This is a genomic window from Amycolatopsis pigmentata (assembly GCF_042684065.1).
In the GTDB taxonomy this organism is placed as follows: Bacteria; Actinomycetota; Actinomycetes; order Mycobacteriales; family Pseudonocardiaceae; genus Amycolatopsis_E; species Amycolatopsis_E pigmentata.
On the sequence record NZ_JBHUKR010000015.1, the window covers coordinates 42,994 to 65,391 of the forward strand.

Genomic DNA, 22,398 nt, shown 5'->3' on the forward strand with positions numbered 1-22,398 from the left:
CGAATGTCGACAGCAACGGAGACGAACGCGCCACCGCTGCGTAAGGGCTCCACCATCGCGGTGGTCATGACCGGGGTCTTCCTGTCCGGGATGGACACCACGATCGTCATCCTCGCCCTGCCGACCCTCGAACGGAGTTTCGGCGCCGCCCTGACGTCGATCGTGTGGGTCGTCATCGGTTTTCTTCTGGTCAACACGCTGCTGACCACCCAGGCCGGACGCCTTGGCGACCTCTACGGTCCGGCCAGGATCTACCAGACGGGATTCTGGGTGCTGACCGTGGCGTCGCTGCTGTGCGGCTTCGCCTGGAACGTGACCTCGATCGTGGTGTTCCGCCTGCTGCAAGGTGTCGGGGCGGCGTGCGTAACCGCCAACAGTGGCGCGGTCATCTCGAGTGTCTTCACCCGTGAGGAACGCGGAAAGGCCTACGGCAACACCGGTATCGCCTTCAGTCTCGGCGCGGTCGCCGGCATCGTCCTCGGCGGTTTGGCCATCACCTACGTTTCCTGGCGGTGGATTTTCTGGCTCAACGTGCCGATCGGTGCGGTGACGATAGCCTACGCCGGCAAAGTGCTCCACGACCGGGCGCCGGCACGGCGCAGAATCCTCGATCCGGTCGGGATGGGCACGCTGGGATCGGGTTTGTTCTGTCTGATCTGGTCCGTCACCCGGCTGGCGATCGAACCGCCGAGTCCGCTCATCGTGGGATCGGTGGTCGCCGGGATCTGCGTTCTCGGCGTTTTCGTCTGGAACGAACTGCGTCACCGAGAACCGATGCTGCGCCTGTCGTCGTTCCGTATTCCCGCGATGTCGGCACCGCTGCTGGCCGCGCTCTTCCAGGGCCTGGCCAACTACGCGGTGCTCTGGCTGGCGATCATGTACCTGCAGGGCACGAAAGGCCTGTCTCCACTGGACACCGCGTTGCTGATGATGCCGGGATACGTCCTCGCCGGGCTGGTCTGCCTGGTCAGCGGCCGGCTGGCGGACCGCGCGGGGCCGCTGCTCCCGATCACCGTCGGACTGGCCGTCGAAATCGTCGCGCTGTTCTGCTACGCCCAGGTCTCGACCAGCAGCGGACTTTGGCTCATCGTGGTGGCGAACGTCGCCAATGGGCTCGGCCTCGGCTTCTTCATCCCCGCCAACAGTTCGGCGGTGATGAAGGCGGCGCCGCAAGAGCTCATCGGGATATCATCCGGCATGCTGCGAACCTTCGCGAGCATCGGCTGGTCCTTCTCGTTCCCGCTGGCGATCATGTTCGCTTCCCTGTCCATACCGCGAGATCTCGCCGTCACGATCTTCGTCGGATCGTCGCCGGAACTCGACAGCAGGCTGGCCGCGGCGTTCACGGACGGGCTCCACCGCGCCTTCTACGCGTTGCTGGGCATCATGATCGTGGCCATGGCCGCCTCGTTCATCAGGCTGGTCCGCACGCACCCGGCCCGGCGCCCTGCTCCGGAGCCGGCCGTCGGGAGACGGACGAGCCGACCATGAACCTCACTTTCGGCAGGGGTGGCAGTCCCTACTGCACCGACACGTTGTTGAACGGCAGCAACGGTTCCAGCCATGGGAACACCACGAACAGCAGCAGGGCGACCGCGCCCAGGACGAGCACGATCGCGAGGGTGGCCTTCGCGACCACCGGCCCGGGAAGGCATCGCCAGATCCAGCCGTACATCTATCCCTCTCCGATGGAGTGCAGCAGCTGCGCGTAGGTCGCGCCGTTCTGCTTCAAATACTGGTTGGTCAGGACGGCGTGCACGATGAGCCGCTGCCGGTCCGAGAACTGGGGGTGGCAAGTGGTCAGCGTGAGCAGCGCGACCTGCTGAGCGGGCGGAAGCGCGTCGGCCGGCTTGTCCGGCACCGACGCGATCACCTCGACCTGGTCCGGGTTCACCACCTCACGGCCCACGGTCCGGCCGTAGGGGCCGCCGTCCGGCGCGTTCGTTCGCAGCGTGCCGACCGCCGCGCATTTCGGGTCGCGTCCCTTGCCGGTGGCCCAGCCGGCGACCTCGTCCGCATAGGGCAGCACCCGGTACACGAAGAAGTCGTTCTGGGTCTCGATGACGATCGCGTCACACGAGTTCAGCAGGTCGAGGTCGTTGAACGGCGCGCCCTTGCCGACCCGGTGCCCGGCGATCGCGAAGTTGCCGGGTTCTCCGGGAAGCGCGGTGCCCCGGTAGTGCCCGGGCCCGGTTTCCAGCGACGCGTAGTCCGTGCCCTGCTGAATGGTGAAATGGTAGTCCGCGCCGAAGCCCGGGACATAGATCTTGGCGAAGGCCTGGCCGTTGATCAACTCGGGATGCGGCCGGCGGCCCTTGGCCCAGTCATCGTCCAAAGACGAAACGGCGTCGGCCTGTTTCCCGGCGGAGACCAGGTCGGTCACGTACACCTCGTAGACCACGAACAGCAGGATCACCAGGCCCGCCGTCATCAACAGTTCGCCCAGCGCGCGCACGGTCTTTCTGCCCCGGCCGGGCGACGGCTTCGGCGGCGCTGCTTGCTGTATCGCCATGCGCGCTCCTCATTTTCTCGAGCAGGATTGCCTTGGCGGCGCCAAAGCGTGGTTCACTGTGGCCGATGCGTCGAGTCGTGCTTGTTCTCGGAACCTTCGCTCTGGTCACAGCGGCGTGCTCGCGGCCGTCAGGACCGGTCACGGCGCCACTCCCGTCCAGCGTGCCGCCACCGGTCACCGTCACCTCCGCTGCCCCGGCGCTGCCGCCCGAGCCCCAGCCGGTAGCCGCGGGACCATGTCCATACCTCGCCACCGACTTCGTCGCGGACGCCAATGGCCAGCGGGTGTCGAAGGTGAAGCTCTCGGCCGACCGCCCCCATCCCGCCTGCTTCTTCTACGACCTGGCCGGGAAACCGCAGCTGACCGTGCGGGTCTACGTCGGCGAACCCGCCGTGGCGACCGCTCTGGTGGATCACGCGGCGCCCGTGGACACCAGCAATCCCGCCACCGAACCCCCCGGCTGGCAAGGCGGATACCTCCAGACGGGCGGTGGCGCGGTCTACGCCGTCGCGAAGCAGGGCGTGGCGATCGTGGTCACCACCGACCAGATGCAAACCGTCAAGGCGAGAACCGTTGCGAAACAAGCGATCTCCGCTCTCGGACTGTACTGAGCCAATCGTTACCAATCCGACCACAGCCACGGCGGAAAGGGTGTCTATAAGCACATTGGCTGCGGACGGGTCTCCGCCTGGTTTTGGTCGGATCGGTACCCTGGTCTGCTCACCCGCGCTGAAAGATCACGGGTGAGCAGACCACCTGGTGTTCAGCCCTGGTTGGCCCGGCGCTTCCGGCCGGCGAACGCCAAGGCCGCGCCCGCACCGAAAAGCAGGACCCCGAGGATGATCAACATCGGCAGACCGGGAACACCGGTGTAGGCCAGCGAACCCGCGTGCGTGCCGACCGGGGCCGGGTTGGTGGGAGCCGGGTTCGTCGGCATCGGACTCGGCGGCGACGACGAGGGCGGTGTCGAGGAAGGCGGCGGTGCCGCTACCGGCAGGTACACGCCGGCGTCGATCGTGTGATCGACTCCGCCGGGCGCCTTCGGAGCCACCACGGGTGCGTTTCCGTCGCACAGCTGCCCGGACGTCGGCGGGACCACATTGGAGTCATGGCTCCGGTCTTCACCCACCGTCGGCAGTGTGAACCGCAGGTCCTCGGCCGGTGGCCGGCTCGGCACCTTGCTGGTGTTCGCGGTACAGACGTCGAACTCCACGGTGTACTTCCCGCCCGGCGTGAGCTGGTAGGTGGCGCCGACACCACCGAAGTAGTACTCGCCGGCCGCGTCGGTCCTGGTGGTGGCCACCCGCTTTCCGTTGGCGTCCATCAGGTTGATGGTGGCGTTCGGCAGCGGCACGCTCCCCGGGTCCTGAATGCCGTTGTGGTCGCCGTCGAACCACACGAGGTTGCCGATCTGGATCGGCGCGTTCGCCGCCGCGTAGGCGATGTCGCCGAGCCCACCGGCCTTGCCGAACCCGTTCGCCTCCTGTCCGACGAACTCGTAGGCGTTGGCGGCCGGTTTGTTACCGGGCCCCTCGCCGGTCACGATGTTGTGGTAACCGGTTCCGTCGGTTTCGATGTGGACGGTCGGGTCGAACTCCGTGCTGACCACCCATTGCTGCTGCGGAATGTAGGCCACCGCACCCAGCGCGGTTTCCTCGTGCCCGCCGGCGAAGAAGTCGCCCGGGAAGTATTCGACGACGCTACTGGCCTCGCCGTGGTCGTTGGCGGGTTTCGCGTGGTTGGGGCAGTTTCCGGTGCCTTCCCACGAGTATCCACCGGCGGGGTCGGCGCAGGCCATGTTGATGTCACCGCCGGACATGCCGAGTTCCGGGTTGTCGTTGCCCGGCCTGGGGTCCAGTCCGTTGGCGCCGAGCACGTCCATGAACCGGTCGCGGAAACCCAGGATCATCGAACCGTCACGGGCGAAGGCCAGGCTGGACAGCTCCGGCTGCGGATCGATGAAGGCGGTGGTGCCACTGGGCTGGAACTTGTCCCAGTCCGACAGTTTGGTGTCCCACGGGTTCCAGTGGTTGTTCTGTCCCTGACTCGGGCTACCGATAAAGACGGCACCGCGCTCATCGGTAAGCGCGTGGGCCAGCACCGTGGTGAACCGCTTCCCGTCGTAGAGGTAGACGACGGCCTTCAGGTCCGACCGGTCCTGCGTACTCTCCGCGGAGCAGACTCCACCGACGTAAAGCTTGTTGTCGTGCGTGGTAACGCCGAACGGCCGCCAGTCGGTGGGCGACGCGCAACCCGGGTCCGGGATCGGCACCGTCGACTCAGGTAACAACGCGGTGTTCCCGGTCGCGTCGAAGCTCACCAGCGTCCGGCTCAGCAGGTTCACCGCGTACAGCGTCGAGCCGTCCTCGGACAGGGCTATTCCGCCGATGCTTTCCTTACCCGGCGCATTGGTGAACCCGCCGTCCTTCTTCATGTTGGCGATGTCGTGGGGTGTCACCGTGGCGAGGGGAACCTTCGCGAACAAGGTCGGCGCGCTCCCACCGTCGGCGGGCACCGTGTAGATGGCGTTACCGCCGTCCGGACCGTAAAGGGCGTACCGCCGGGCGAACGCGCTTTGGAACAGCCGCTTCCGGTCCTTGTCGTAGGCCAGCCCGAACGTCGTGCCCACCTGGGCTTGCGTGTCGATCACGGCCGGGCACGCGACATCGGTGGGACAGGTGCCCCGGGTGTTCGTCCCGAACGCCACCAGCGCCCGGGTGTCGGTCCCTTTGGCGCCGTTCTGGATCGGTACGAAATAGCGCGTATCGGGCAGCGCGTAGTCGGCCGCGTCCCAGACCCCGGTGATCACCGAAGCGTTCTTGCCGTCGGACACATCGGCGAAACTGGTGAAGCTGTCGAAATGGTTCGCCGCCGTCGAAGCCGGCGCGGCCCGCAGATAATCGCTGTACGGCGCCGGAACGCTGACGTCGACGCGGTACTGCCCGCCGGTCAGCACGGTCGACGCCGACACCACGACCTTTCCGGTGGCATCGGTGATTCCGGTGACGTGGTGACCGGCGGAATCGCTGACATCGACGCTCATGCCCCGCTGTGGCACGTCCATTGTGGTGTTGATGACGCCTGTCCCGAAGAAGTCGCGCAGGACCTCGACGGTCAGCGTGCCATCGCCAGTGGACGCGGCAGCCGTCCCCGCCATGGTGCCGGTGGCGCTGCTCATCAGCAGCAGACCGGACAACCCCAAGCGCGCCAGCCGTGCCGACCGCTTCCCGGCTGCCGGGCGCACTCCGCTACCGGCCTGGCTCATAGCCATCGCTGTCCCCTCGTGATCTCAACAGAACACCCGCCTCGACTCGCGACCCCCGGTGGCACGTTGACCACGCAAGGTCATCACCGACCGTCACATATAAGCAGAACGCTCTTGGCGCGTACGCGCGGGAACCGGGTGATTTGGGGGGTGAACCGGCAGAACTGTTAGCGTTGCGCCGCGTGCGGGGTAAGAGTGTCCGGCAAGGATTTCGGCGGCGCGCGACCGGCCGGCGCCGGCGATTCCGGCCGCGCTGGGTGGCCGCGATCTGTATAGCCATCGGCGCGGTGGTCACGCTGATCGCGGTGCTGGTCGCGAACTCCGGCCCTACCGGCCCACGTGCGCTGACTTCGGACGAGGCGAACCGGCTGGCGATCACGCGGTTCCGCAACTTCCAGGCAGGGGGCCGCGCGGTCACGATCACGGTTCCCACCACCGCCGGTGGTCTGGTCATCGCTGGTTCGATCGACTACCGCGCCAAAATCGGTTACGGCGTGGTGCGCGGCACCGGACGCGATACGGCCGGAGACGGGCTGATCCAGTGGACGGCCACCACCGTGCTCGTCCATCCCATGCCGAACCCGCCGGGGGAAGCACCGGCGACACCGCCGGAGCAGAACTGGTACAGCCGTCCACTGCGGACTTCCGGCAGTTCACTGGACACGGGCCTGGCCGTCGCGCTCGGCCTCGGGAGCGACCGTCCGGACAACGCGCAACTCCTGCCACAGAACGGTGCCTCCTGGACCGGACAGGACCAGGTGGACGGTCATCAGGCGGAGGTCATGACCGGCCCGACCACCGGTACCAAGACCGGCGAGGCGGGCGTCGTGCGCTATTGGATCGGCCCGGACGGCACCATGTACCGGGTGCGGGCCGATGTGGCATCCCAGCCGGATCCGGTCGTCATCGATTTCGACACCGGGAAATACGTTCCGGTCCAGCCGGTACCCGGCCTCACGCCGACGCGGTAACCGCTGCTCAGGAGGGTTGTACCACTGCGCTTCCGGCGAGCAACGACGCCGACGGCAACGGGATGCTCGCGGCGTCGGGGAGGGCGGGAACGTCCGGAACAGCGGTGGCTCCGGAGGTGGCGGCATCCGGGAACTGTGGTTGAAGGACAGGCACGGCCACCTCGGTGAACGGGATACCGCCAGGTGGTTTCGGCATCACCCATGAACCCGATGGCGTGGGCGACTCAGCAGGAGCCGGGCAGGACGTCGTGGCCACGAGCTGAGCGGGCACGGTCGTCGCCAGATCGTTGTCCCGCAGGCAATTGCCCCGTCCCCGCGTGGCGGTGCGGAAAGTCCAGCCGATGTCCACACCGTTGGCGGCGAAGGTGTTTCCGATGATCTGATTGTCATCTGCCGGTATATCGGCGCTTGCGGTGATAACCAGTCCGGCGTTGCTGTTGCCGGTGACCCGGTTGCGCACGAACTGATTGCTGCTGCCGCCGTCGACGCCTATGCCGATTCCCCACCCGCCGTCGGCTTGTTCAGGGGTCGATGCCTGCTGGTTGGCCGCGATCAGGTTGCCCGCGATGACGGCGCCCCGCTGCGGAAGCAGTTTCTCCTGGTGGTCGGAGTCGGTGGTGAGTCCGACCCGGTTACCGGAGAACCGGTTGGCGACCACATACAGGTCGCCACTGGCGTTGGTGCCTTCGTAACCGACGGCGTTGAGTTCGGAAACGTTGTCCCGCACCACGATGTGGCACGGCTTGCACTGTCCGACGTAGATCCCCGAGTCGGCACCGCCTGAGGTGTAGGAATGCTCGATGACACCGTTTTGCGCGGAGAACGCGTAGATGCCGTACAACCCGTTGCGGGTCGCGGTCACATAGGACACCAGGAACGATTTCAGGAAGTCGACGGGTTCGTCACCGGTGTCGTAGCCGCCGCTCTTTCCCGGTGCTCCGGCGATCGCGGTCGCGGAACCGGTGACCAGCACGCCGTTCTGCGTGTTGTTCTCCACGGTCAAGTTCTCCACGGCCACGCCCGGCGCGGCGACGACGACGCCGTTGGCCTGTTGCAGTTGCCCGTCGATGACGACCTTGTCCCGGGACTCGCCGCGAAGCGTGAGGTGGGCCGTGGTGATTTTGACCGACTCGTGGTACACGCCCGGCGCGACCAACACGAGATCGCCGGACTGGGCGAGCGATACCGCGGCCGAAATTGTCGGAGCGTCAGCGGGAACCCGGATCGTCACGTGCGCGCCGGCCGGCCGGTGGCCCTGCTCCGGTCCCCCGCCGCAACCGGCCAGCCCGAGTGTCATTACGCCCAACATTGCGATCATTGCACGACAACCGAAACGAGCCACGCCTCGCAGTTTGGCATGGCCGCCGGATTCGTTCGCGGCAGGGCGGATATGGCAGTCTCCCCTTCATGCGCCGAGCCGAGCATCATCCGTCACGCCGCGCGTTCCTCGGTGCCGCAGGCACCGTGGTGGCCGCCGGTCTCACCGGGTGTGAATCGCCTTCCGTTCAGCCACACCAGTTCGAGGGACCCGCGCCAACCCCGTCGGTGCCGCCGACGGGCCGGTATCAGGCGGGTGTGACGCTCCCGCAGCCTGCCCAGGCCAACCTGCTGGCCGTGGTGGCCGACATCGGTGATGGCGTCGCCGTCGGCCCGTTGCTGGCCGAACTCGGTGAGGCCATCCGCACGCTCACCGCGGGGAACGACGCACGACTGCTGGGCCTGCCGCCCGGCGATCTCACCGTGACCGTCGGGGTCGGGCCCCGGCTGGTGCGCAGCGCCGATGCTTCCCTCCCGGGCGCGATGGATCTCCCCCCGTTCTCCCGGGAACAGATTGCCCCGCAGGCACGCGGCGGCGATCTGGTGATACAGATCTGCGCCGGGAGCGCCCCCGTCCTTCCGATCGTCGCCGCCGCGCTGGTGAGTCAGGCTGGTGACCGGATACGGGAACGCTGGCGGCAGTCCGGCAGTCGCGGTTCGAGCATTCCCGTCGACCAAGGCGTTGCCGCGCCACGAAATCTGCTCGGTTTCATCGACGGCATCGTGGGTCCGCACACGACCGGCCAAGAACAAAGGGATCTGTGGCTGGCCGGGCCTGCCCCGGTCGCCGACGGCACCATTGCCGTGATACGGCGCATGGAACTCGATCTGCCGCGCTTCGCCACGCTGCCGGTCGCCGAGCAGGAGGCGGTCATCGGCCGCCGCCGCGCCACCGGCGAGCCGCTCTCCGGCGGCACCATCGCGTCGGATCCGGACCTGGGCGCCAAAACACCGGACGGGCGCTACCTCGTCCCGGCGTCCGCTCACGTCCGCCGGGCGCATTCCAACGTGGTCGGCGTCGGTCTCATGCTGCGCCGTTCGTACGGCATCGCCGAACCGGGGCCGGGCCTGCTCTTCGTCAGTTTCCAGAACGACCTGCGAACATTCACCAGCACCCTCACCCACATGGAGAATGTGGACGCGTTGCTGCCCTTCACCACCACGACCGCCAGTGCGAGTTTCCTGATACTGCCGGGTTTCGACCGACAACGTCCGCTTGGTTCCACGTTGTTCCGGTGACCACAATGGACACCGGTGTCAGAGGACGCCGAGTTCGTAGGCACGCATCAGCGCGTCCTCACGACTGGTCGCTCCTAGCTTGCGGTAGAAGCTTTTCATCTGCGTGCGGACAGTGTTGACGGACACGACGAGCTTGCGCGCGACCTCCGCGACGGTCAGGCCGGCGTCGAGTTCGGCGAGGACCACCTGCTCACGGTTGGTCAGTTCGACCAGGTGGACGCGTTCCGGGTACACCGGCCTCGCCTGGGCCAAGCGCCGCGCCGCTTCATCGGCCAGCGGGATATCGGCCAAGCGGAACAGATCCTCGCGATCAGCCGGTGACAACGAGGCGAGCGAGAGCACTTCGTCGGGCGTGCGCACGCGGCTGATGGGCGCGAGTGACCGGCGGGCCTCGTCCTTGTCTCCCATATGGAGCGCGGCGATCGCCCTGAGGAACAACATTTGCCTGGCATCCCGGCGCGATGTCGTTTCGTGCCAGGAAGTGCGGGAGGCTATCGCGCGGACCGCCTCGTATTCGCCGTTGAGGAGGCGAAGCCGGGCGGCGGGCAGCGTCAGCCACGACGCCTGCCCGTCGGCCTCCTTGATCATCCGGAGGGCGCGGGTGGCTTGGCCGGTCGCGATCAGCAGTTCGACATGGGCCCGTCGCAGCACCCGGGCGGCGGTGCCCTGGTCGATGAGCGCGGGCGAGTGGCTGAGCCGGAGGGTACCGAGATGGGCCAGCGTCGTCGCGGGATCGCCGAGGTACAGCCCGTGCGCCGACACCAGCGCCGCGACGAAGGGCCAGACCTCCAGTTGCCTGGTGCCGTCCCCGGCGAACTCCAGACGGCCCGCGAGGCTCGCCTCGTCGTAGCGGTCCAGCGCATCCCAGCCCTCGGCGATCGTTCCGCCCACGGTGAGCAGGAACCGGACCCGCCGCGACGGCGATGCGAAGCCACGCATCCGGTCAAGCCACTGCCGCGCGAGGGCAGGGTGCCCGAGATGGCCGAAGATCATGGCGAGATTGGCGCTCGCGTTGAGGGCGGTGGCGGTGGTCGCCGGCTCGACCGTCGCGTACTCGTAGGCCTGGCGATACAAGTCGACGGCGGCGGGAAAGTCGTCCATCAGGGAACGCGTCAAACCTCGTTGCATGGCCAGCCAACCGGGACGCGGTACCGCGTCGACGCCGGGCAGCGGGCTGAGCTGCGCCGCGCGCGTGGTGAGGCGCTGCCCCAGATCCTCGGCCTCGGTGAAGGCCCCTTGCGCGCGCAGGGCGATCATCGCGGCGGTGCCGACGGTCACGAGTGTCGCCAGTGAACTCTCCCTGGCTATGTCCATTGTCGCCGCGAGGCGGGTACCGAGCTCCATGTACTGACGCAAGTACGGCCGGAGTTCGCCCGCGTCCGACTGGTTCGCCGCGTGGTAGGCGGTGACCCACGAGATCATCAGGCGTGGTCGCGCGCGCAGCTCCTCGTTCGGGACCTGGCTGAGCACGAAAAGCAGCCGAGCGGCGAGTTCGCCTTCCACCGCGAGGATGTGCCTGTCGCACAACGCTTCAAGCGCGGCCCAGTCGCGTTCCTCGGCGGCTCTGTCCACCGCTTCCGGCAGATCGGCCACGGGGACATGAGCGGGTTGAGCGCAGTCCGGCACCGTCTCCGCCCCTCCCCGGACCAAGCCGATCGATCTCACTCGCAAGTATGAGGTACCGGGGCACCGAGCGGGCGACCTGTGTGAAGTTCACCATCGATATCACTCGATCGGGTATTTTCTCGTCCTCGTTGCGGTGCCTGGCAACGGGCCTGCACCAGCTCTCTCACGCGTGGTTCGGAGACTCGATCCCGATCACGTCGCTCGCGTCCTCCGGCTGCGGGAAGGCGTACCAGCGGATGGCGACCTCCCGGGTGCCGGCCGCCGAGCTGTCGTGGAGCAGGCAGTAGCGGGTGAGCAGTTCCTCGTATTCCTGGGTGAACTCGGCGAGTTCCCGTTCCGTCAGGTAGGTACTCGCCCGGTGACCGCGACCCCACGACCCGAACTGCTCGCGATGTCGTGCCGCCCAGCCGAACAGTCGTAGTTCATGGTCGTATTTCGCGTCGTAAAAGGCCCTTAGCCGCGCCTGGTCCGCGTCGGCGAGTTCGGTCGCCACGGGCGGCCGCAGGTTCAGCTTGGTCACCCGCCACCGGCCGTCGCGGCGGCGGGTCACCCGGCCGGCCTGTGCCAGCCGGTCCAGCATCCGCTGAAGTTCGTGCGCGGGCAGAGAAAGTGTCTTTGCCAGCCCGGCGATCGTCGACGGCCCGTTCACCGAGAGCGTTTCCTGAAGGCGCCGGTAGCCGGGATCGGTGTGCAGTTCGATGTCCGTCACGGCGAACGGCCGGCTGCGCATGCCCGCGGTCAGCAGCGGGCGCGCCCAACTCGCCAGCAGCACCGCGACGGGCAACTCCGCCAGTGCGGCCATCGCGATGCTGCTCCATTCGCCGGGCCCACCCCAGTCGAGCATCACGTCGAACCAGGCGTCACAACAGAGCAAGGCCGCCGTGACCGTCATGGCCGGAACCACGCCACGCCGGCGCCGCCAGCCGAGCCAGGCCGCGACGGCGAAACAGGTCAGCAACGCCACGTCGAACCCCACCCAGGCCAGCCGCCAGTTGCCGGTGCCGAACCGGTCCGGTAGCGTGCTCTGGAGATAGATCGTCCACGGCACAAGGAAAGCCGCGGATCCTCCGGCCAGGATCAGCAGGACATGTCTGATCGCCTGTTTCGGCACCCACCCGTTCCCGGCATCGACGGCCTCACGATCGGGATGCCTTGTGGATCGAAGACGGGGACCGCGCATCATCGCACGGTATCGCCGATTCCCGCGACAGGAATCAGGTATTTTCCCGGAGACCCGCCTTGGTGCGGCGCGGATCTCGTCGCTCGACGGTCTCGACGCGGGCCTGCTCGGGGTTAGTCTGCGGGCGTGACTGACGAGCCGTTGCAGGTGCTGGTGCCCGACCTGATGGGTGTCTTCGTGTTCGGGCTCTCGGGAGGGCTGGCCGGCGTGCGCGCGCGGCTTGACCTCTTTGGAGTCACGGTGCTTGCCGGTATCACCGCGTTGGGCGGTGGCGTGGTGCGTGACCTGCTGCTCGGGCTGACACCTCCGTTCGCGTTGCGGCACTGGCCGTATGTGGCGGTGGCGTTCGTCGCCGGGCTGGTCGCGTTCCTCATGCACGCGCAGGTCCAACGGTTGCGTCGCGCCTACCTGGTGCTGGACGCCGCGGGATTGGGCCTGTTCACGGTGACGGCCACCAAGCTCGGGCTTCAGCAAGGGCTGGGGCTGGTGGGCGCGTGCACCGTCGGCGTGATCACCGGCATCGGCGGCGGGGTGATCCGCGACGTGCTCATCCGTGAAATCCCGATCGTCCTGCGCTCGGAAATCTATGCCTTGGCCGCACTCATCGGCGCCGTGACCGTCTATGCCTGTTACCGCCTGCACGTGTTACAGGCGCCGGAGCAGATTGCCGCGGCCACCCTCGTCTTCGTGGTGCGTCTGATCGCGCTGCGACGAGGTTGGCAGGCTCCCGTCGCGCGATAGCCGACGAACTGCGCCCCGCACCGGATTTACCGTTCTCCCTGGTCCTGGGGCGCCGGATAGGTGCCCTGCCCACGTTCGATGGCCGTGGCGAGGACGCCGAGCCCGATCATGCCGAGCCCGAGTCCCAGGTGCAGCCAGTTGTCCGCGCTGTTCACGGGAATGAAGTTGCCCGGGGTCGCCTTGCTGACGGCAACGCCGTACAACCACAGGACCAGGTAGATCCCGCCGCCCAGCACCAGATAGGCACGCGCGGGGGCCCGGGTCGCGAAGGCCGCCAGTCCGGCGACGCCGAAGGCCAGGTGCACGAGATTGTGCAGGATGGACACCTGGAAGACGCCGAAGAGCATCGCGCCGGAATGGTGTCCGCCGAACTCGAGCGCGTCGTAACCGGTGGTCACTCCGGGAATGAACCCCAGCACGCCTGCCACGAGGAAGACCACTCCGGCCATGAGCGCGAACACCTCGACCGGCTTGCGTTCGGTGGCCTCGCGTCCCGCCGCTTTGGATACAACCATGTTCCTTCCCTACGTTGTCCTTCAGCGGCGGGTACCCGTGTGATCCCGAAGAAAACGGACGATGGGTTCGAACATGGACGAGTCAGGGCCACCTAGCACTCGATGACGTTGACCGCGAGGCCGCCTCGGGCGGTTTCCTTGTATTTGACGTGCATGTCACGGCCGGTGTCCCGCATGGTCTTGATGGCCTTGTCCAGACTGACCTGATGACGGCCGGTGCCGTTGATGGCGATCCGGGCGGCGTTGATCGCCTTGATCGAGGCGATCGCGTTGCGCTCGATGCACGGAATCTGCACCAGACCGCCCACCGGGTCGCAGGTGAGGCCGAGGTTGTGCTCGATACCGACCTCGGCCGCGTTCTCCACTTGTTCCGGCGTGCCGCCGAGAACTTCGCACAGCGCGGCCGCGGCCATCGAGCAGGCGGATCCGACTTCGCCCTGGCAACCGACCTCGGCGCCGGAGATGGAGGCGTTCTGTTTGAAGAGGATGCCGATCGCGGCGGCCGTGAGGAGAAACCGCACGACGCCGTCGTCGTCCGCGCCGGGGACGAACCGGGCGTAGTAGTGCAGCACGGCGGGAATGATGCCCGCGGCACCGTTGGTCGGCGCGGTGACGACGCGCCCGCCGGAAGCGTTCTCCTCGTTGACCGCCAGCGCGTAGAGGTTGACCCAGTCCAGGACGCGCAGCGGGTCCTCACTGTCCACTTCGGACGTCAGGGTCCGGAACAGGCCCGGGGCGCGCCGCGGGACACGGAGACCACCGGGCAGGACGCCGTCCCGGTGACAACCCGCCTCGACGCAGGCGACCATGACGTTCCACAACCCGAGCAACCCGGTCCTGATCTCCTCGGCGGACCGCCAGGACAGTTCGTTGGCCAGCATCACGTCGCTCACGCGAAGCCCCTCACGAGCGCAGATGGCCAGCAGCTCGGCGGCGGTGCCGAAGGGATAGCGCACCTCGGTGGTGTCACGAACGATCCGGTCCGAACCCACCGCGTCCTCGTTCACCACGAAACCGCCGCCGACCGAGTAATAGGTACGGTCGCACAGGACCGTTCCCTGGGCGCCGTAGGCGGTGAAGACCATGCCGTTGGGGTGCGCGGGCAGGGATTTGCGCCGATGCAGCACCAGATCCTCGCTCGCGGTGAAATCGATCACCTTGCTCCCGCCGAGCGACAGCCTGCCCTCTTCCTTGGCACGCGCCGCCCGTTGGTCGGCGGTGTCGGTGTCGACGGTGGCCGGGTCCTCACCCTCGAGACCGAGAATGACCGCCTTCTCCGAGCCGTGCCCGTGGCCGGTGGCGCCCAGCGATCCGAACAACTCCGCTCTGACCCGGATGACCGAAGCGAGCAGGCCGTCTTCCCGCAGCCTGTCGACAAAACGTTTCGCCGCACGCATGGGGCCCACCGTGTGCGAAGAGGACGGCCCGATACCGACGGAATAAAGATCGAACGCGCTCAAGGGCATTTTCGGAGGCTCCCTGTTTCGGGCACCACGGATCGTGGCGCTGGGCACCTCCCCGCTCTGTCATCGGTACCTGAGAGTTTCACCGCCTGCTCGGAGGGGCTTGCACCGTGGGTGCGGGATCGGAAATCCCGGCTTTCCAGAGTTCGCCTCGCCGGAGCGGTAGGGGGACCTGAGAGTTTCTGGGGAGAGTTGCTCCTTCGGCGCCCCACCGTCACCGATGGGATCTCTCCCGCTCCGGCTGGAACGGCGCGGTATGAAGTTGAGGGCTTCTGACAGTAGATCGGCCCGTTCAGCGCGGTCAACCCGGATCCGCGTGGCCTCGGCGACTTCGCCGCGGCGGCCCGGCACAGCGCCGGCCGGCGCAGACCGCCGTTGACCTGAGCGCAACACGTGGTCGGCGCCGGCCACGCTCGCCCGGGGCGGAAACCCCGAGAGCGTCGTCAGGCAAGTCGATCAGGTGATCGGGTTTTCCCGGGCGGCGGTGAGGGTGTTCTGGAGCAGCATCGCGATGGTCATCGGACCCACGCCACCGGGCACCGGGGTCACCACACCGGCGATTTCGCGGACGGTGTCAGTGTCGACATCGCCGCACAACCCGTTCTCGGTGCGATGAATGCCGACATCGAGCACGATCGCTCCCGGCTTGACCGCGTCCTCGCCGATGAGCCGGGGCACGCCGGCGGCGACCACGAGCACGTCCGCCGTCCGGCACACGGCCGCCAGGTCACGAGTACGGGAGTGGCACACGGTCACGGTGGCGTTGCGCTGCAACAGAAGCTGTGCCATCGGTTTGCCGACCAGATTGGACCGGCCGACGACCACGGTGTGCGCGCCCTCGAGGACCGCACCGATCTCGTCGAGAAGCACCATCACCCCCTCGGGGGTGCAGGGACGCAGCCCCGGCCTGCCCAGCGCGAGGCGGCCGGTGCTGCGCTCGGTGAGTCCGTCGACGTCCTTTTCCGGAGGGATGCGCTCGATGAGGGCGGCGGCGTCGAGGTGCGGCGGGAGGGGCAACTGGAGGAGGATTCCGGTGACCTGAGGGTCGGAGGCGAGTTCGTCGACGACCGCGGCGGCGGCCTCCTGGGTGATCTCTCCGGGCAGGTGCCGGTGCAGGTCGCGCATTCCGGCCTCGGCACACTGGCGGCGCTTGTTGCGCACGTAGATCGCCGAGGCCGGATCGTCGCCGATGAGAACGGTGGCCAGCCCCGGAGGAGTGGGCAGCGTGGCCACTTCCCGTGCCACCCGCGCGCGGACCCCGGCCGCCACGGCCCTTCCGTCGATGACCAACGCGTTCATACCCTCTCCTCCACCCGTCACGATGTTCAAGAACCGGCGGCGAACGATCCGGCCGTGCGGGTGAACCCGGCCCGCTGGAGAATCTCGGCGACACCGCGTTCGAAGCCGAAGGCCATCACGTGTACCCCCGCGACCCCGGGGATCTCCGCCAACTGCTGGATCGTCTCCGCGCACAGCCGGATTCCTTCGTCGCCGACCCGATCGGCGGGCACGCCTCGCAGCCGGCGTTCGATCTCCGCGGGCACATGCACGCCGGGCACGCTGGTGCGCAGGAACTCCAGCATGCGCAGCGACCGGATCGGTCCCACGCCCGCGAGCACCGCGCACGTCTCGGTGACGCCCAGATCCCTCAGCTCGGCCATCCACCGCGTGAACACAGCGAGGTCGAACACGTACTGGGTCTGTGCGAACTCCGCGCCCGCCGCGACCTTCTTCGCCAGCCGTCCGGCACGGAAGGACAAGGGCGGGGAGAACGGGTTCTCCACGGTTCCGATCATCCACTGTGGACGGCCATCGACCTTCTCTCCGGACGCCAGGACACCGTCGTCGCGCAACGTCCTGGCCAGCCAGGCCAGCTGCACCCCGTCGAGGTCGAACACCGGCTTCGCCTCCGGGTGATCGCCCGCGCGCGGATGATCACCCGTGAGCAGCAGCACGTGCGGGATGCCGAGCGCACCGGCGGCGAGCAGGTCCGACTGCAACGCCATCCGGTTGCGATCGCGGCAAGTCAGTTGCATGACCGGGGACAGCCCGGCGCGCTGGGCCAGCACGGCACCACCGAGGCTCGACATCCGGACGCGGGCACCCTGGTTGTCGGTCACGTTCACCGCGTCGACCCAGCCCCGCAAAAGGTCGGCCTTACGGGCGATCTGCTGTGTGTCGGCGCCTCGCGGCGGTCCCAGCTCGGCGGTGACGGCGAAGCGCTTCTCGTCGATCGCGGCGCGCAGGCCCGGAGCAGCCGTCGTCATGAGACTTCCACAATGGGCAGCAGTGGACGAGATCGCGGGTCGGTCGCGAGTTCGTCGTCGCGGCCGAGCCAGTAGTTGATCCAGGAGCTGCGGCTGTGTTCGCGGTGGTCCACCGGCCGGTGCAGGAGACCGAGATCGCTGCCGTGCCCGGCGGCGGTGGCGCGCTCGTGCGCGATGACCCACACGCACCGCATCTCCGGGTGCACTTCGCAGTTCCCGTCCGGCGACACGCCGCCACACGGGCCGTTGCGCAGTTGTTTGGGGCAGGTCATCGGGCACGCGTAGCCCGTCGTGGGCAGGGCACACTGGCCGCACATCCGGCACCCGTACAAACGCTCCTTCGAGACACGTTCGACGGTGGTGAAAGCGCGATACGCGCGCGGGGCCCGTTCGAGCCTCGCCGCGACCCGGCGATACAGGCCGTTGGCGGCCAAGATGGCGTGCAGCCGGTAGGAAAACGAAGCCGAGATCCGTGGCCGAAAGGGCGTCGGCCATCCGGCACGCGGCGCTGGCTTGGTCATGTCCACCTCACTGTGGGCCCGCATCGGCACTTGTCGAACCGTCACGATACGGCCGGTGACGCGGCAAGGTCTTCGGGCTGGAAAACAAAGATGAAGGTCCCGATTTGTGGTCACCCCGGCAGTACCCACCGCCGGGTCCGCCAAGGCCCCCGCCATCGAGTGGCCCACCGGGCGGGACGCGACCCGTGTTGCGCCCAGGGCAACAGCGGCCGCCGGAATTGTTGCTCTCACCTCCGTCTAGCTGGAACTACTCTCGTCATGAACTTCGGGTGAGGAGAGCAACACGTGAGGTACGACATGCTGACTGCCCATGGTCATGTCCACCCCTGTCGCCCCGGCGTCGCTGATTGACCCGCGGGCGAACGAGCCATTCCCGGAAAACCGCGAGCGAAAAACCCTGGCGTTGAAAAGAAGTCCGAAAATCAGGGCATGGCCGGCCCCGGCCATGAATTCGATGCTGGTTTCACCATATTCTTGATTCCTTCATGATCGGGAGGTGGCAATGGAGCCACGGAAAGCCCCATCGGACGGCGAAGAATCACCGTCCGATGAGCGGCGCGTCAGTGGCGTCGCGACAAGACCCGACCGTATTCCGGTGCCGGGTAACCGGGGGGAAAGTCGTCGTCCACGGCGCGGATCCGGGCTCGCCGGCCTGTATTCGGTGATCCGGCGGATTCTCGGCGGCGTCGTCGTGCTGTGGCTGGTCTCGGTGCTGACGTTCCTGTTGATCCATCTCGTGCCGGGCGATCCGGCGGAGTTCGCCGCGGGCGAGGCCGCCACACCGGAACGCGTGGATGCCATCCGGCACCAGCTGGGCGTCGACCGCCCGCTGCTGACGCAGTACTTCACCTGGTTCGGCCACGTGGTGCGGGGTGACCTCGGAAACTCGCTGTTCTCGTCCGAGACGGTGAGCGGCGCGATCATGCGCGCCGCCCCGGCCACCCTGTCGATCACGATCCTGGCCCTGCTCATCGCGATCGCGGTCGGCGTTCCGGCCGGGATCATCGCGGGGCTGCGCCAGGGCACCTGGATCGACCGGGCGGTGTCGCTGATGGCGACGGTCGGCATCGCGATGCCCGGCTTCTGGGTGGGCATGCTGCTCGTGCTGATCTTTTCGCTGGCGACGAAGTGGCTTCCGGCGACCGGATACGCGTCCCTGTCGGACGGGTTCGGCCCATGGCTGCAGCATGCCATCATCCCCGCGGTCGCACTGGGGCTGGCCACGGGAGCCGAACTGGCCCGGCACGCCCGCGGCAGCGTCGGTGACGTGCTCGCCCGGCCCTACATCCGCACCGCGCTGGCCCGGGGCTGCTCGACGATGTGGTTGATCCGGCGTCACATCCTGCGCAATGCCGCGATCCCGGTGGTGACCGTGCTGGGCCTGCAGGCGGGACGACTGCTCGGTGGCGCCATCGTCATCGAAATGGTGTCGGGCGTGCAGGGGCTCGGGACGCTGGCCGTCAACTCGATCCTCAAACGGGACTTCCCCGTTCTCCAGGGCTATGTCCTCTTCGCCGCCGCCGTGGTGGTCGTCGCCAACCTGGTCGTCGACGCGGTCTACGGCAGGCTGAACCCGAAGGTGCGTAAAGCATGACCACCGAATTGATCGGCGGGTTAGCCCGGGTGGGCCGGACGGCCGGTTCCGGTGACGTCGGCAAGCGTCCGTCGGCGCTCGCGAGACTGTTCCGCAGGCCCTCGACCGTGATCTCCGCGGGATTCCTCCTCCTGCTGGTGATCCTCGCGATCGCGGCGTCGTGGATCGCCCCCCACGATCCGACGGCGCAGGACATCGCGAAGAGCTTCGCCCCCTACAGCGGCGACCACCCGCTCGGGACGGACGACCTCGGCCGTGACGTCGCCAGCAGACTCATCTACGCGGTCCGCCTCGCCCTTCTCGCGCCGCTCATCTCGGTCGGCGTGGCGTTGGTGCTCGGTGTCCCGAGTGGACTGTGGGCGGGGCTGCGCCGCGGTGTGGTGGACACGGTCATCAGCAGGCTCGCCGACACGTTGCTGAGCCTGCCCGGCCTGGCGTTCGCGCTCGCGGTCGTCGCCGTGCTGGGGCCGGGCCTGACCAACGCGATGGTGGCGCTGGGCGTGGTGTTCGCGCCGAGCCTGTTCCGCGTGGTCCGTGGCGCCGCCATGTCGGTGGCGGAGGAGCCGTTCGTCGATTCCGCCCGAGCGATCGGCTGTTCGACCCGCCGGACGCTGTGGGTGCACATCCTGCCGAACGTGGCTGCGCCGTTGTTGGTCCAGACCACCATCCTGATGGGCGTGGCGCTGCTCGCGGAGGCGGGGCTCAGTTTCCTGGGACTCGGGGTACAGGCGCCCGCGGCGAGCTGGGGTTCGATGTTGCGTACGGCCTACGACAACCAGTTCCAAGCGCCCCTGTCGGTGCTGCCTCCGGGCATCGCCGTAGTGCTGACCGTACTCGCGTTCAACACGCTGGGCGACGCCATCCGGGACACGATGACATCGAGGGGGCGGCGATGAGTGTTTTCCCTGACAGAGCGTCTGAGAACCGGAACGAGCCTGCTCATGGCGAGCCGGTGAACGCGCCATCCGAAGGTATCCGATCACGGGGGCAGGGCTCCCAGCAGCCACGACGTGACGTCAAAGCTGAGGCGAGCCCTGGCCACGTGATCGGATGGGCGCGTGTTCAGACAGACACTGAAGGACAGCCGACCGGTGAACCCCTGCTCGAGGTGCGGGGGCTGACGGTGGACCTCGTCGGTCAGGTTTCCCAGCCAGGCTTGGTGCAGGACGTGAGTTTCACGGTCTCCCGCGGTGAGTCGGTCGCGCTGATCGGCGAGTCGGGTTGCGGCAAGACGGTCACCGCGATGGCGATCCTCGGACTGCTCCAAAGTGGACTCAAGATCTCCTCGGGGCAGGTGTGCTTCCAGGGCAAGGATCTGCTGACGTGTTCCCCCCGGGAGTTGCGCGCCGTGCGCGGCGGTGCCATCGGCGCGATCTTCCAGGAGCCGATGAGCAGCCTGAACCCGACGATGACGGTCGGGGAACAGATCGCCGAGGCACGCCGCCTGCATCTCAAGGAGAGCCGCAAGGTCGCCCTCCGTCACGCTCGTGAGCTTCTCGACCGCGTGGGCATCGCGAACGCCGCACAGCGGGTACTGGCCTATCCGCACGAAATGAGCGGCGGGATGCAGCAGCGGGTCATGATCGCCTCGGCCATCGCCTGCGATCCGGCGCTGGTGCTCGCCGACGAACCGACGACCGCGCTGGACGTCACCATCCAGGCCGAGATCCTGGAACTGTTGCGCGAACTGCGCCGGGAGCAGGGCATCGCCGTCCTGCTGGTGACCCACGACCTGGGTGTGGTGGCGGACTTCTGCGACCGGGTGGTGGCGATGTACGCCGGGAACGTCGTGGAGCGGTCGGACGTACTGAGGTTGTTCGCCGACCCGGTGCACCCCTACACGCGAGCCCTGCTCGATTCCACGCCCCACAACGGGCAGGCACGGAAGGCGCTGCCGGTCATCCGCGGACGGGTCCCCGTGGCAGGCACCTTCCCGGCCGGTTGCCGGTTCGAACCCCGGTGTGTCCACGGTGGACACGAGGCCTGTGCGCGACCTCAGCAGGAGGCCGATCTCGGCGCGGGCCGCTCTACCCGCTGCGCCCGGGTCGCGGCCGGTGACCTCGTGCTGCAGCAAGTGGCCGTCCGATGACCGCCGGGACACGAAGCGTGATGGGAGACGATCGCATGAGCGAGGAGAGCGACAGCCTGCTCTCGGTCAAGGGCCTCACAAAGACCTTTCCCTTGTCCCGCACCATTATCGGCCGGTCCGCGCAGCGAGTCAGGGCCGTCGACGGTGTGGATCTGGAGGTCCCCGGCGGGCTGACCGTCGGGGTGGTCGGCGAGTCCGGTTCGGGCAAGAGCACTCTCGGCAGGTTGATCACCCTGCTCGATCGTCCCGACTCGGGGACGATCACGCTGGGCGGTACGGACATCACCCAGGCGCGGGGCAAGCGCCTGACCGCGCTGCGGACGAGCCTGCAGGTCATCTTCCAGGACCCGCTGGGTTCCTTGGATCCGACGAAGTCGATCGGGCATGCCGTCGCCGAACCGTTGTTCGTGCACGGCCGGATCCGGCGCGGCGAGATGCGGGAGGCGGCCGGGGACCTGCTGGCGCGGGTCGGGCTCGATCCCGTGCTGACCGAGAGGTATCCCGAGCAGCTTTCCGGCGGGCAGCGTCAGCGGGTCTGCATCGCGCGATCCCTCGCCCTGTCGCCGCGGATGCTGGTCGCCGACGAACCCACCTCGGCGCTCGATTTGTCGACCCGGTCGGAAATCCTGAACCTGCTGTTGTCGCTGCAGGAGGAAACCGGGCAGGCGATCCTGCTCATCTCCCACGACTTCGCGACGGTCCAGCACCTGGCGCACCGAGTCGCCGTCATGTACCTGGGACGGATCGTCGAGGAGGGTCCTGCGCAGGAGGTGGTGGGCGATCCCCTGCACCCCTACACGCAGGCGCTGGCCTCCGCGGTACCGGTGCCCGATCCGGTGGTCCAGCGGACACGCCGGCGAATACTGCTCAACGGCGAGGCTCCCGATCCGGCGAATCCGCCGTCCGGCTGCCGCTTCCGGAACCGTTGCCGTCATGCCATGGCGTCGTGCGCGACGACCGATCCGCCGCTGATCGCGCTCAGCGCGACCCGCAAGGTCGCCTGCCTGCTTCACGAGCCGAGTTCCCCGGAGCCGGCGCGGGAGCCGGCGGCTCTCCCTCGGTGACACCGGCTCGCCACCGGGCATGTCCGCAGGATAG

At 67.8% G+C, this 22,398-nt stretch carries 20 protein-coding genes and 2 riboswitches; of the genes, 9 read left to right on the top strand and 11 right to left on the bottom strand.

The annotated features are described in order from the left end of the window. Positions 1–3: 3 nt before the first annotated feature. A complete protein-coding gene (locus ACFSXZ_RS26005; RefSeq protein WP_378267818.1) occupies positions 4–1,491 on the top strand; it encodes an MFS transporter in 1,488 nt (495 codons plus the stop codon). Positions 1,492–1,519: 28 nt separating this feature from the next. On the opposite strand, the gene ACFSXZ_RS26010 is transcribed toward ACFSXZ_RS26005, so the two are convergent. Both ACFSXZ_RS26010 and ACFSXZ_RS26015 read right to left on the bottom strand, forming a co-directional pair. Continuing rightward, on the bottom strand, positions 1,520–1,675 hold the full coding sequence (locus tag ACFSXZ_RS26010; RefSeq protein WP_378267819.1) for a hypothetical protein: 156 nt from the start codon (positions 1,673–1,675) through the stop codon (positions 1,520–1,522). Further along, on the bottom strand, positions 1,676–2,512 hold the full coding sequence (locus ACFSXZ_RS26015; RefSeq protein WP_378267820.1) for a class E sortase: 837 nt from the start codon (positions 2,510–2,512) through the stop codon (positions 1,676–1,678). It abuts the gene before it with no gap. Positions 2,513–2,577: 65 nt separating this feature from the next. On the opposite strand from ACFSXZ_RS26015, the gene ACFSXZ_RS26020 reads away from it, so the two are divergent. Next, positions 2,578–3,123, top strand: a complete 546-nt coding sequence (locus ACFSXZ_RS26020) for a DUF2020 domain-containing protein (RefSeq protein WP_378267821.1) — start codon at positions 2,578–2,580, stop codon at positions 3,121–3,123. Between the two features lie 152 nt (positions 3,124–3,275). Here ACFSXZ_RS26020 and ACFSXZ_RS26025 read toward each other — a convergent pair whose 3' ends face one another. Continuing rightward, positions 3,276–5,783: an SdrD B-like domain-containing protein gene (locus tag ACFSXZ_RS26025; protein WP_378267822.1), complete on the bottom strand. Its 2,508-nt coding sequence runs from the start codon at positions 5,781–5,783 to the stop codon at positions 3,276–3,278. A 176-nt stretch (positions 5,784–5,959) separates the two neighbouring features. On the opposite strand from ACFSXZ_RS26025, the gene ACFSXZ_RS26030 reads away from it, so the two are divergent. Further along, on the top strand, positions 5,960–6,748 hold the full coding sequence (locus ACFSXZ_RS26030) for a hypothetical protein (RefSeq protein WP_378267823.1): 789 nt from the start codon (positions 5,960–5,962) through the stop codon (positions 6,746–6,748). Between the two features lie 7 nt (positions 6,749–6,755). Here ACFSXZ_RS26030 and ACFSXZ_RS26035 read toward each other — a convergent pair whose 3' ends face one another. Next, complete coding sequence (locus ACFSXZ_RS26035) at positions 6,756–8,045, bottom strand: right-handed parallel beta-helix repeat-containing protein (RefSeq protein ID WP_378267824.1); 1,290 nt, start codon at positions 8,043–8,045, stop codon at positions 6,756–6,758. A gap of 110 nt (positions 8,046–8,155) precedes the next feature. On the opposite strand from ACFSXZ_RS26035, the gene ACFSXZ_RS26040 reads away from it, so the two are divergent. Further along, complete coding sequence (locus ACFSXZ_RS26040; protein ID WP_378267825.1) at positions 8,156–9,304, top strand: Dyp-type peroxidase; 1,149 nt, start codon at positions 8,156–8,158, stop codon at positions 9,302–9,304. 18 nt (positions 9,305–9,322) lie between these two features. Here the strand turns inward: ACFSXZ_RS26040 and ACFSXZ_RS26045 are convergent, their stop codons facing one another. Together ACFSXZ_RS26045 and ACFSXZ_RS26050 are read right to left on the bottom strand one after the other, a co-directional pair. Further along, positions 9,323–10,897, bottom strand: a complete 1,575-nt coding sequence (locus ACFSXZ_RS26045; RefSeq protein WP_378267826.1) for a LuxR C-terminal-related transcriptional regulator — start codon at positions 10,895–10,897, stop codon at positions 9,323–9,325. A 196-nt stretch (positions 10,898–11,093) separates the two neighbouring features. Beyond that, positions 11,094–12,041, bottom strand: coding sequence for a MarR family transcriptional regulator (locus ACFSXZ_RS26050; protein WP_378267827.1), 948 nt, complete (start codon positions 12,039–12,041; stop codon positions 11,094–11,096). A 195-nt stretch (positions 12,042–12,236) separates the two neighbouring features. On the opposite strand from ACFSXZ_RS26050, the gene ACFSXZ_RS26055 reads away from it, so the two are divergent. Then, on the top strand, positions 12,237–12,851 hold the full coding sequence (locus ACFSXZ_RS26055; protein ID WP_378267828.1) for a trimeric intracellular cation channel family protein: 615 nt from the start codon (positions 12,237–12,239) through the stop codon (positions 12,849–12,851). Between the two features lie 26 nt (positions 12,852–12,877). On the opposite strand, the gene ACFSXZ_RS26060 is transcribed toward ACFSXZ_RS26055, so the two are convergent. The 5 genes from ACFSXZ_RS26060 to ACFSXZ_RS26080 form a co-directional block, all read right to left on the bottom strand. Further along, complete coding sequence (locus ACFSXZ_RS26060) at positions 12,878–13,366, bottom strand: DUF4383 domain-containing protein (RefSeq protein ID WP_378267829.1); 489 nt, start codon at positions 13,364–13,366, stop codon at positions 12,878–12,880. Between the two features lie 92 nt (positions 13,367–13,458). Continuing rightward, positions 13,459–14,832, bottom strand: coding sequence for an L-serine ammonia-lyase (locus ACFSXZ_RS26065; protein ID WP_378267830.1), 1,374 nt, complete (start codon positions 14,830–14,832; stop codon positions 13,459–13,461). 47 nt (positions 14,833–14,879) lie between these two features. Further along, positions 14,880–14,978, bottom strand: a riboswitch (glycine riboswitch). Position 14,979: 1 nt separating this feature from the next. Then, positions 14,980–15,074: riboswitch (glycine riboswitch) on the bottom strand. A 211-nt stretch (positions 15,075–15,285) separates the two neighbouring features. Then, entirely contained in the window at positions 15,286–16,128 is an 843-nt protein-coding gene (gene folD, locus ACFSXZ_RS26070; RefSeq protein ID WP_378267831.1) for a bifunctional methylenetetrahydrofolate dehydrogenase/methenyltetrahydrofolate cyclohydrolase FolD, read from the bottom strand. Positions 16,129–16,154: 26 nt separating this feature from the next. Then, a complete protein-coding gene (locus tag ACFSXZ_RS26075; RefSeq protein ID WP_378267832.1) occupies positions 16,155–17,096 on the bottom strand; it encodes a methylenetetrahydrofolate reductase in 942 nt (313 codons plus the stop codon). Continuing rightward, positions 17,093–17,617: a methylenetetrahydrofolate reductase C-terminal domain-containing protein gene (locus ACFSXZ_RS26080; protein ID WP_378267833.1), complete on the bottom strand. Its 525-nt coding sequence runs from the start codon at positions 17,615–17,617 to the stop codon at positions 17,093–17,095. Before ACFSXZ_RS26080 ends, ACFSXZ_RS26075 begins: the two co-directional genes overlap by 4 nt. Positions 17,618–18,212: 595 nt before the next feature. Here ACFSXZ_RS26080 and ACFSXZ_RS26085 point away from each other — a divergent pair. The 4 genes from ACFSXZ_RS26085 (at position 18,213) to ACFSXZ_RS26100 (ending at position 22,364) form a co-directional block, all read left to right on the top strand. Continuing rightward, positions 18,213–19,211 (top strand): ABC transporter permease, encoded by a 999-nt coding sequence (locus tag ACFSXZ_RS26085; protein ID WP_378267834.1) that lies wholly within the window; start codon positions 18,213–18,215, stop codon positions 19,209–19,211. Further along, positions 19,208–20,107 (top strand): ABC transporter permease, encoded by a 900-nt coding sequence (locus tag ACFSXZ_RS26090; RefSeq protein ID WP_378267835.1) that lies wholly within the window; start codon positions 19,208–19,210, stop codon positions 20,105–20,107. Before ACFSXZ_RS26085 ends, ACFSXZ_RS26090 begins: the two co-directional genes overlap by 4 nt. Before the next feature lie 212 nt (positions 20,108–20,319). Then, entirely contained in the window at positions 20,320–21,300 is a 981-nt protein-coding gene (locus ACFSXZ_RS26095; RefSeq protein WP_378267836.1) for an ABC transporter ATP-binding protein, read from the top strand. A 35-nt stretch (positions 21,301–21,335) separates the two neighbouring features. Continuing rightward, on the top strand, positions 21,336–22,364 hold the full coding sequence (locus tag ACFSXZ_RS26100) for an ABC transporter ATP-binding protein (protein WP_378267837.1): 1,029 nt from the start codon (positions 21,336–21,338) through the stop codon (positions 22,362–22,364). Positions 22,365–22,398: the final 34 nt, after the last annotated feature.

Coding starts and splice junctions, on each gene's coding strand:
- ACFSXZ_RS26005 (WP_378267818.1), top strand. CDS start 4: ATGTCGACAGCAACGGAGACGAACGCGCCACCGCTGCGTAAGGGCTCC.
- ACFSXZ_RS26010 (WP_378267819.1), bottom strand. CDS start 1,675: ATGTACGGCTGGATCTGGCGATGCCTTCCCGGGCCGGTGGTCGCGAAG.
- ACFSXZ_RS26015 (WP_378267820.1), bottom strand. CDS start 2,512: ATGGCGATACAGCAAGCAGCGCCGCCGAAGCCGTCGCCCGGCCGGGGC.
- ACFSXZ_RS26020 (WP_378267821.1), top strand. CDS start 2,578: ATGCGTCGAGTCGTGCTTGTTCTCGGAACCTTCGCTCTGGTCACAGCG.
- ACFSXZ_RS26025 (WP_378267822.1), bottom strand. CDS start 5,783: ATGGCTATGAGCCAGGCCGGTAGCGGAGTGCGCCCGGCAGCCGGGAAG.
- ACFSXZ_RS26035 (WP_378267824.1), bottom strand. CDS start 8,045: ATGACACTCGGGCTGGCCGGTTGCGGCGGGGGACCGGAGCAGGGCCAC.
- ACFSXZ_RS26040 (WP_378267825.1), top strand. CDS start 8,156: ATGCGCCGAGCCGAGCATCATCCGTCACGCCGCGCGTTCCTCGGTGCC.
- ACFSXZ_RS26060 (WP_378267829.1), bottom strand. CDS start 13,366: ATGGTTGTATCCAAAGCGGCGGGACGCGAGGCCACCGAACGCAAGCCG.
- ACFSXZ_RS26065 (WP_378267830.1), bottom strand. CDS start 14,832: ATGCCCTTGAGCGCGTTCGATCTTTATTCCGTCGGTATCGGGCCGTCC.
- folD (WP_378267831.1), bottom strand. CDS start 16,128: ATGAACGCGTTGGTCATCGACGGAAGGGCCGTGGCGGCCGGGGTCCGC.
- ACFSXZ_RS26075 (WP_378267832.1), bottom strand. CDS start 17,096: ATGACGACGGCTGCTCCGGGCCTGCGCGCCGCGATCGACGAGAAGCGC.
- ACFSXZ_RS26080 (WP_378267833.1), bottom strand. CDS start 17,617: ATGACCAAGCCAGCGCCGCGTGCCGGATGGCCGACGCCCTTTCGGCCA.
- ACFSXZ_RS26090 (WP_378267835.1), top strand. CDS start 19,208: ATGACCACCGAATTGATCGGCGGGTTAGCCCGGGTGGGCCGGACGGCC.
- ACFSXZ_RS26100 (WP_378267837.1), top strand. CDS start 21,336: ATGAGCGAGGAGAGCGACAGCCTGCTCTCGGTCAAGGGCCTCACAAAG.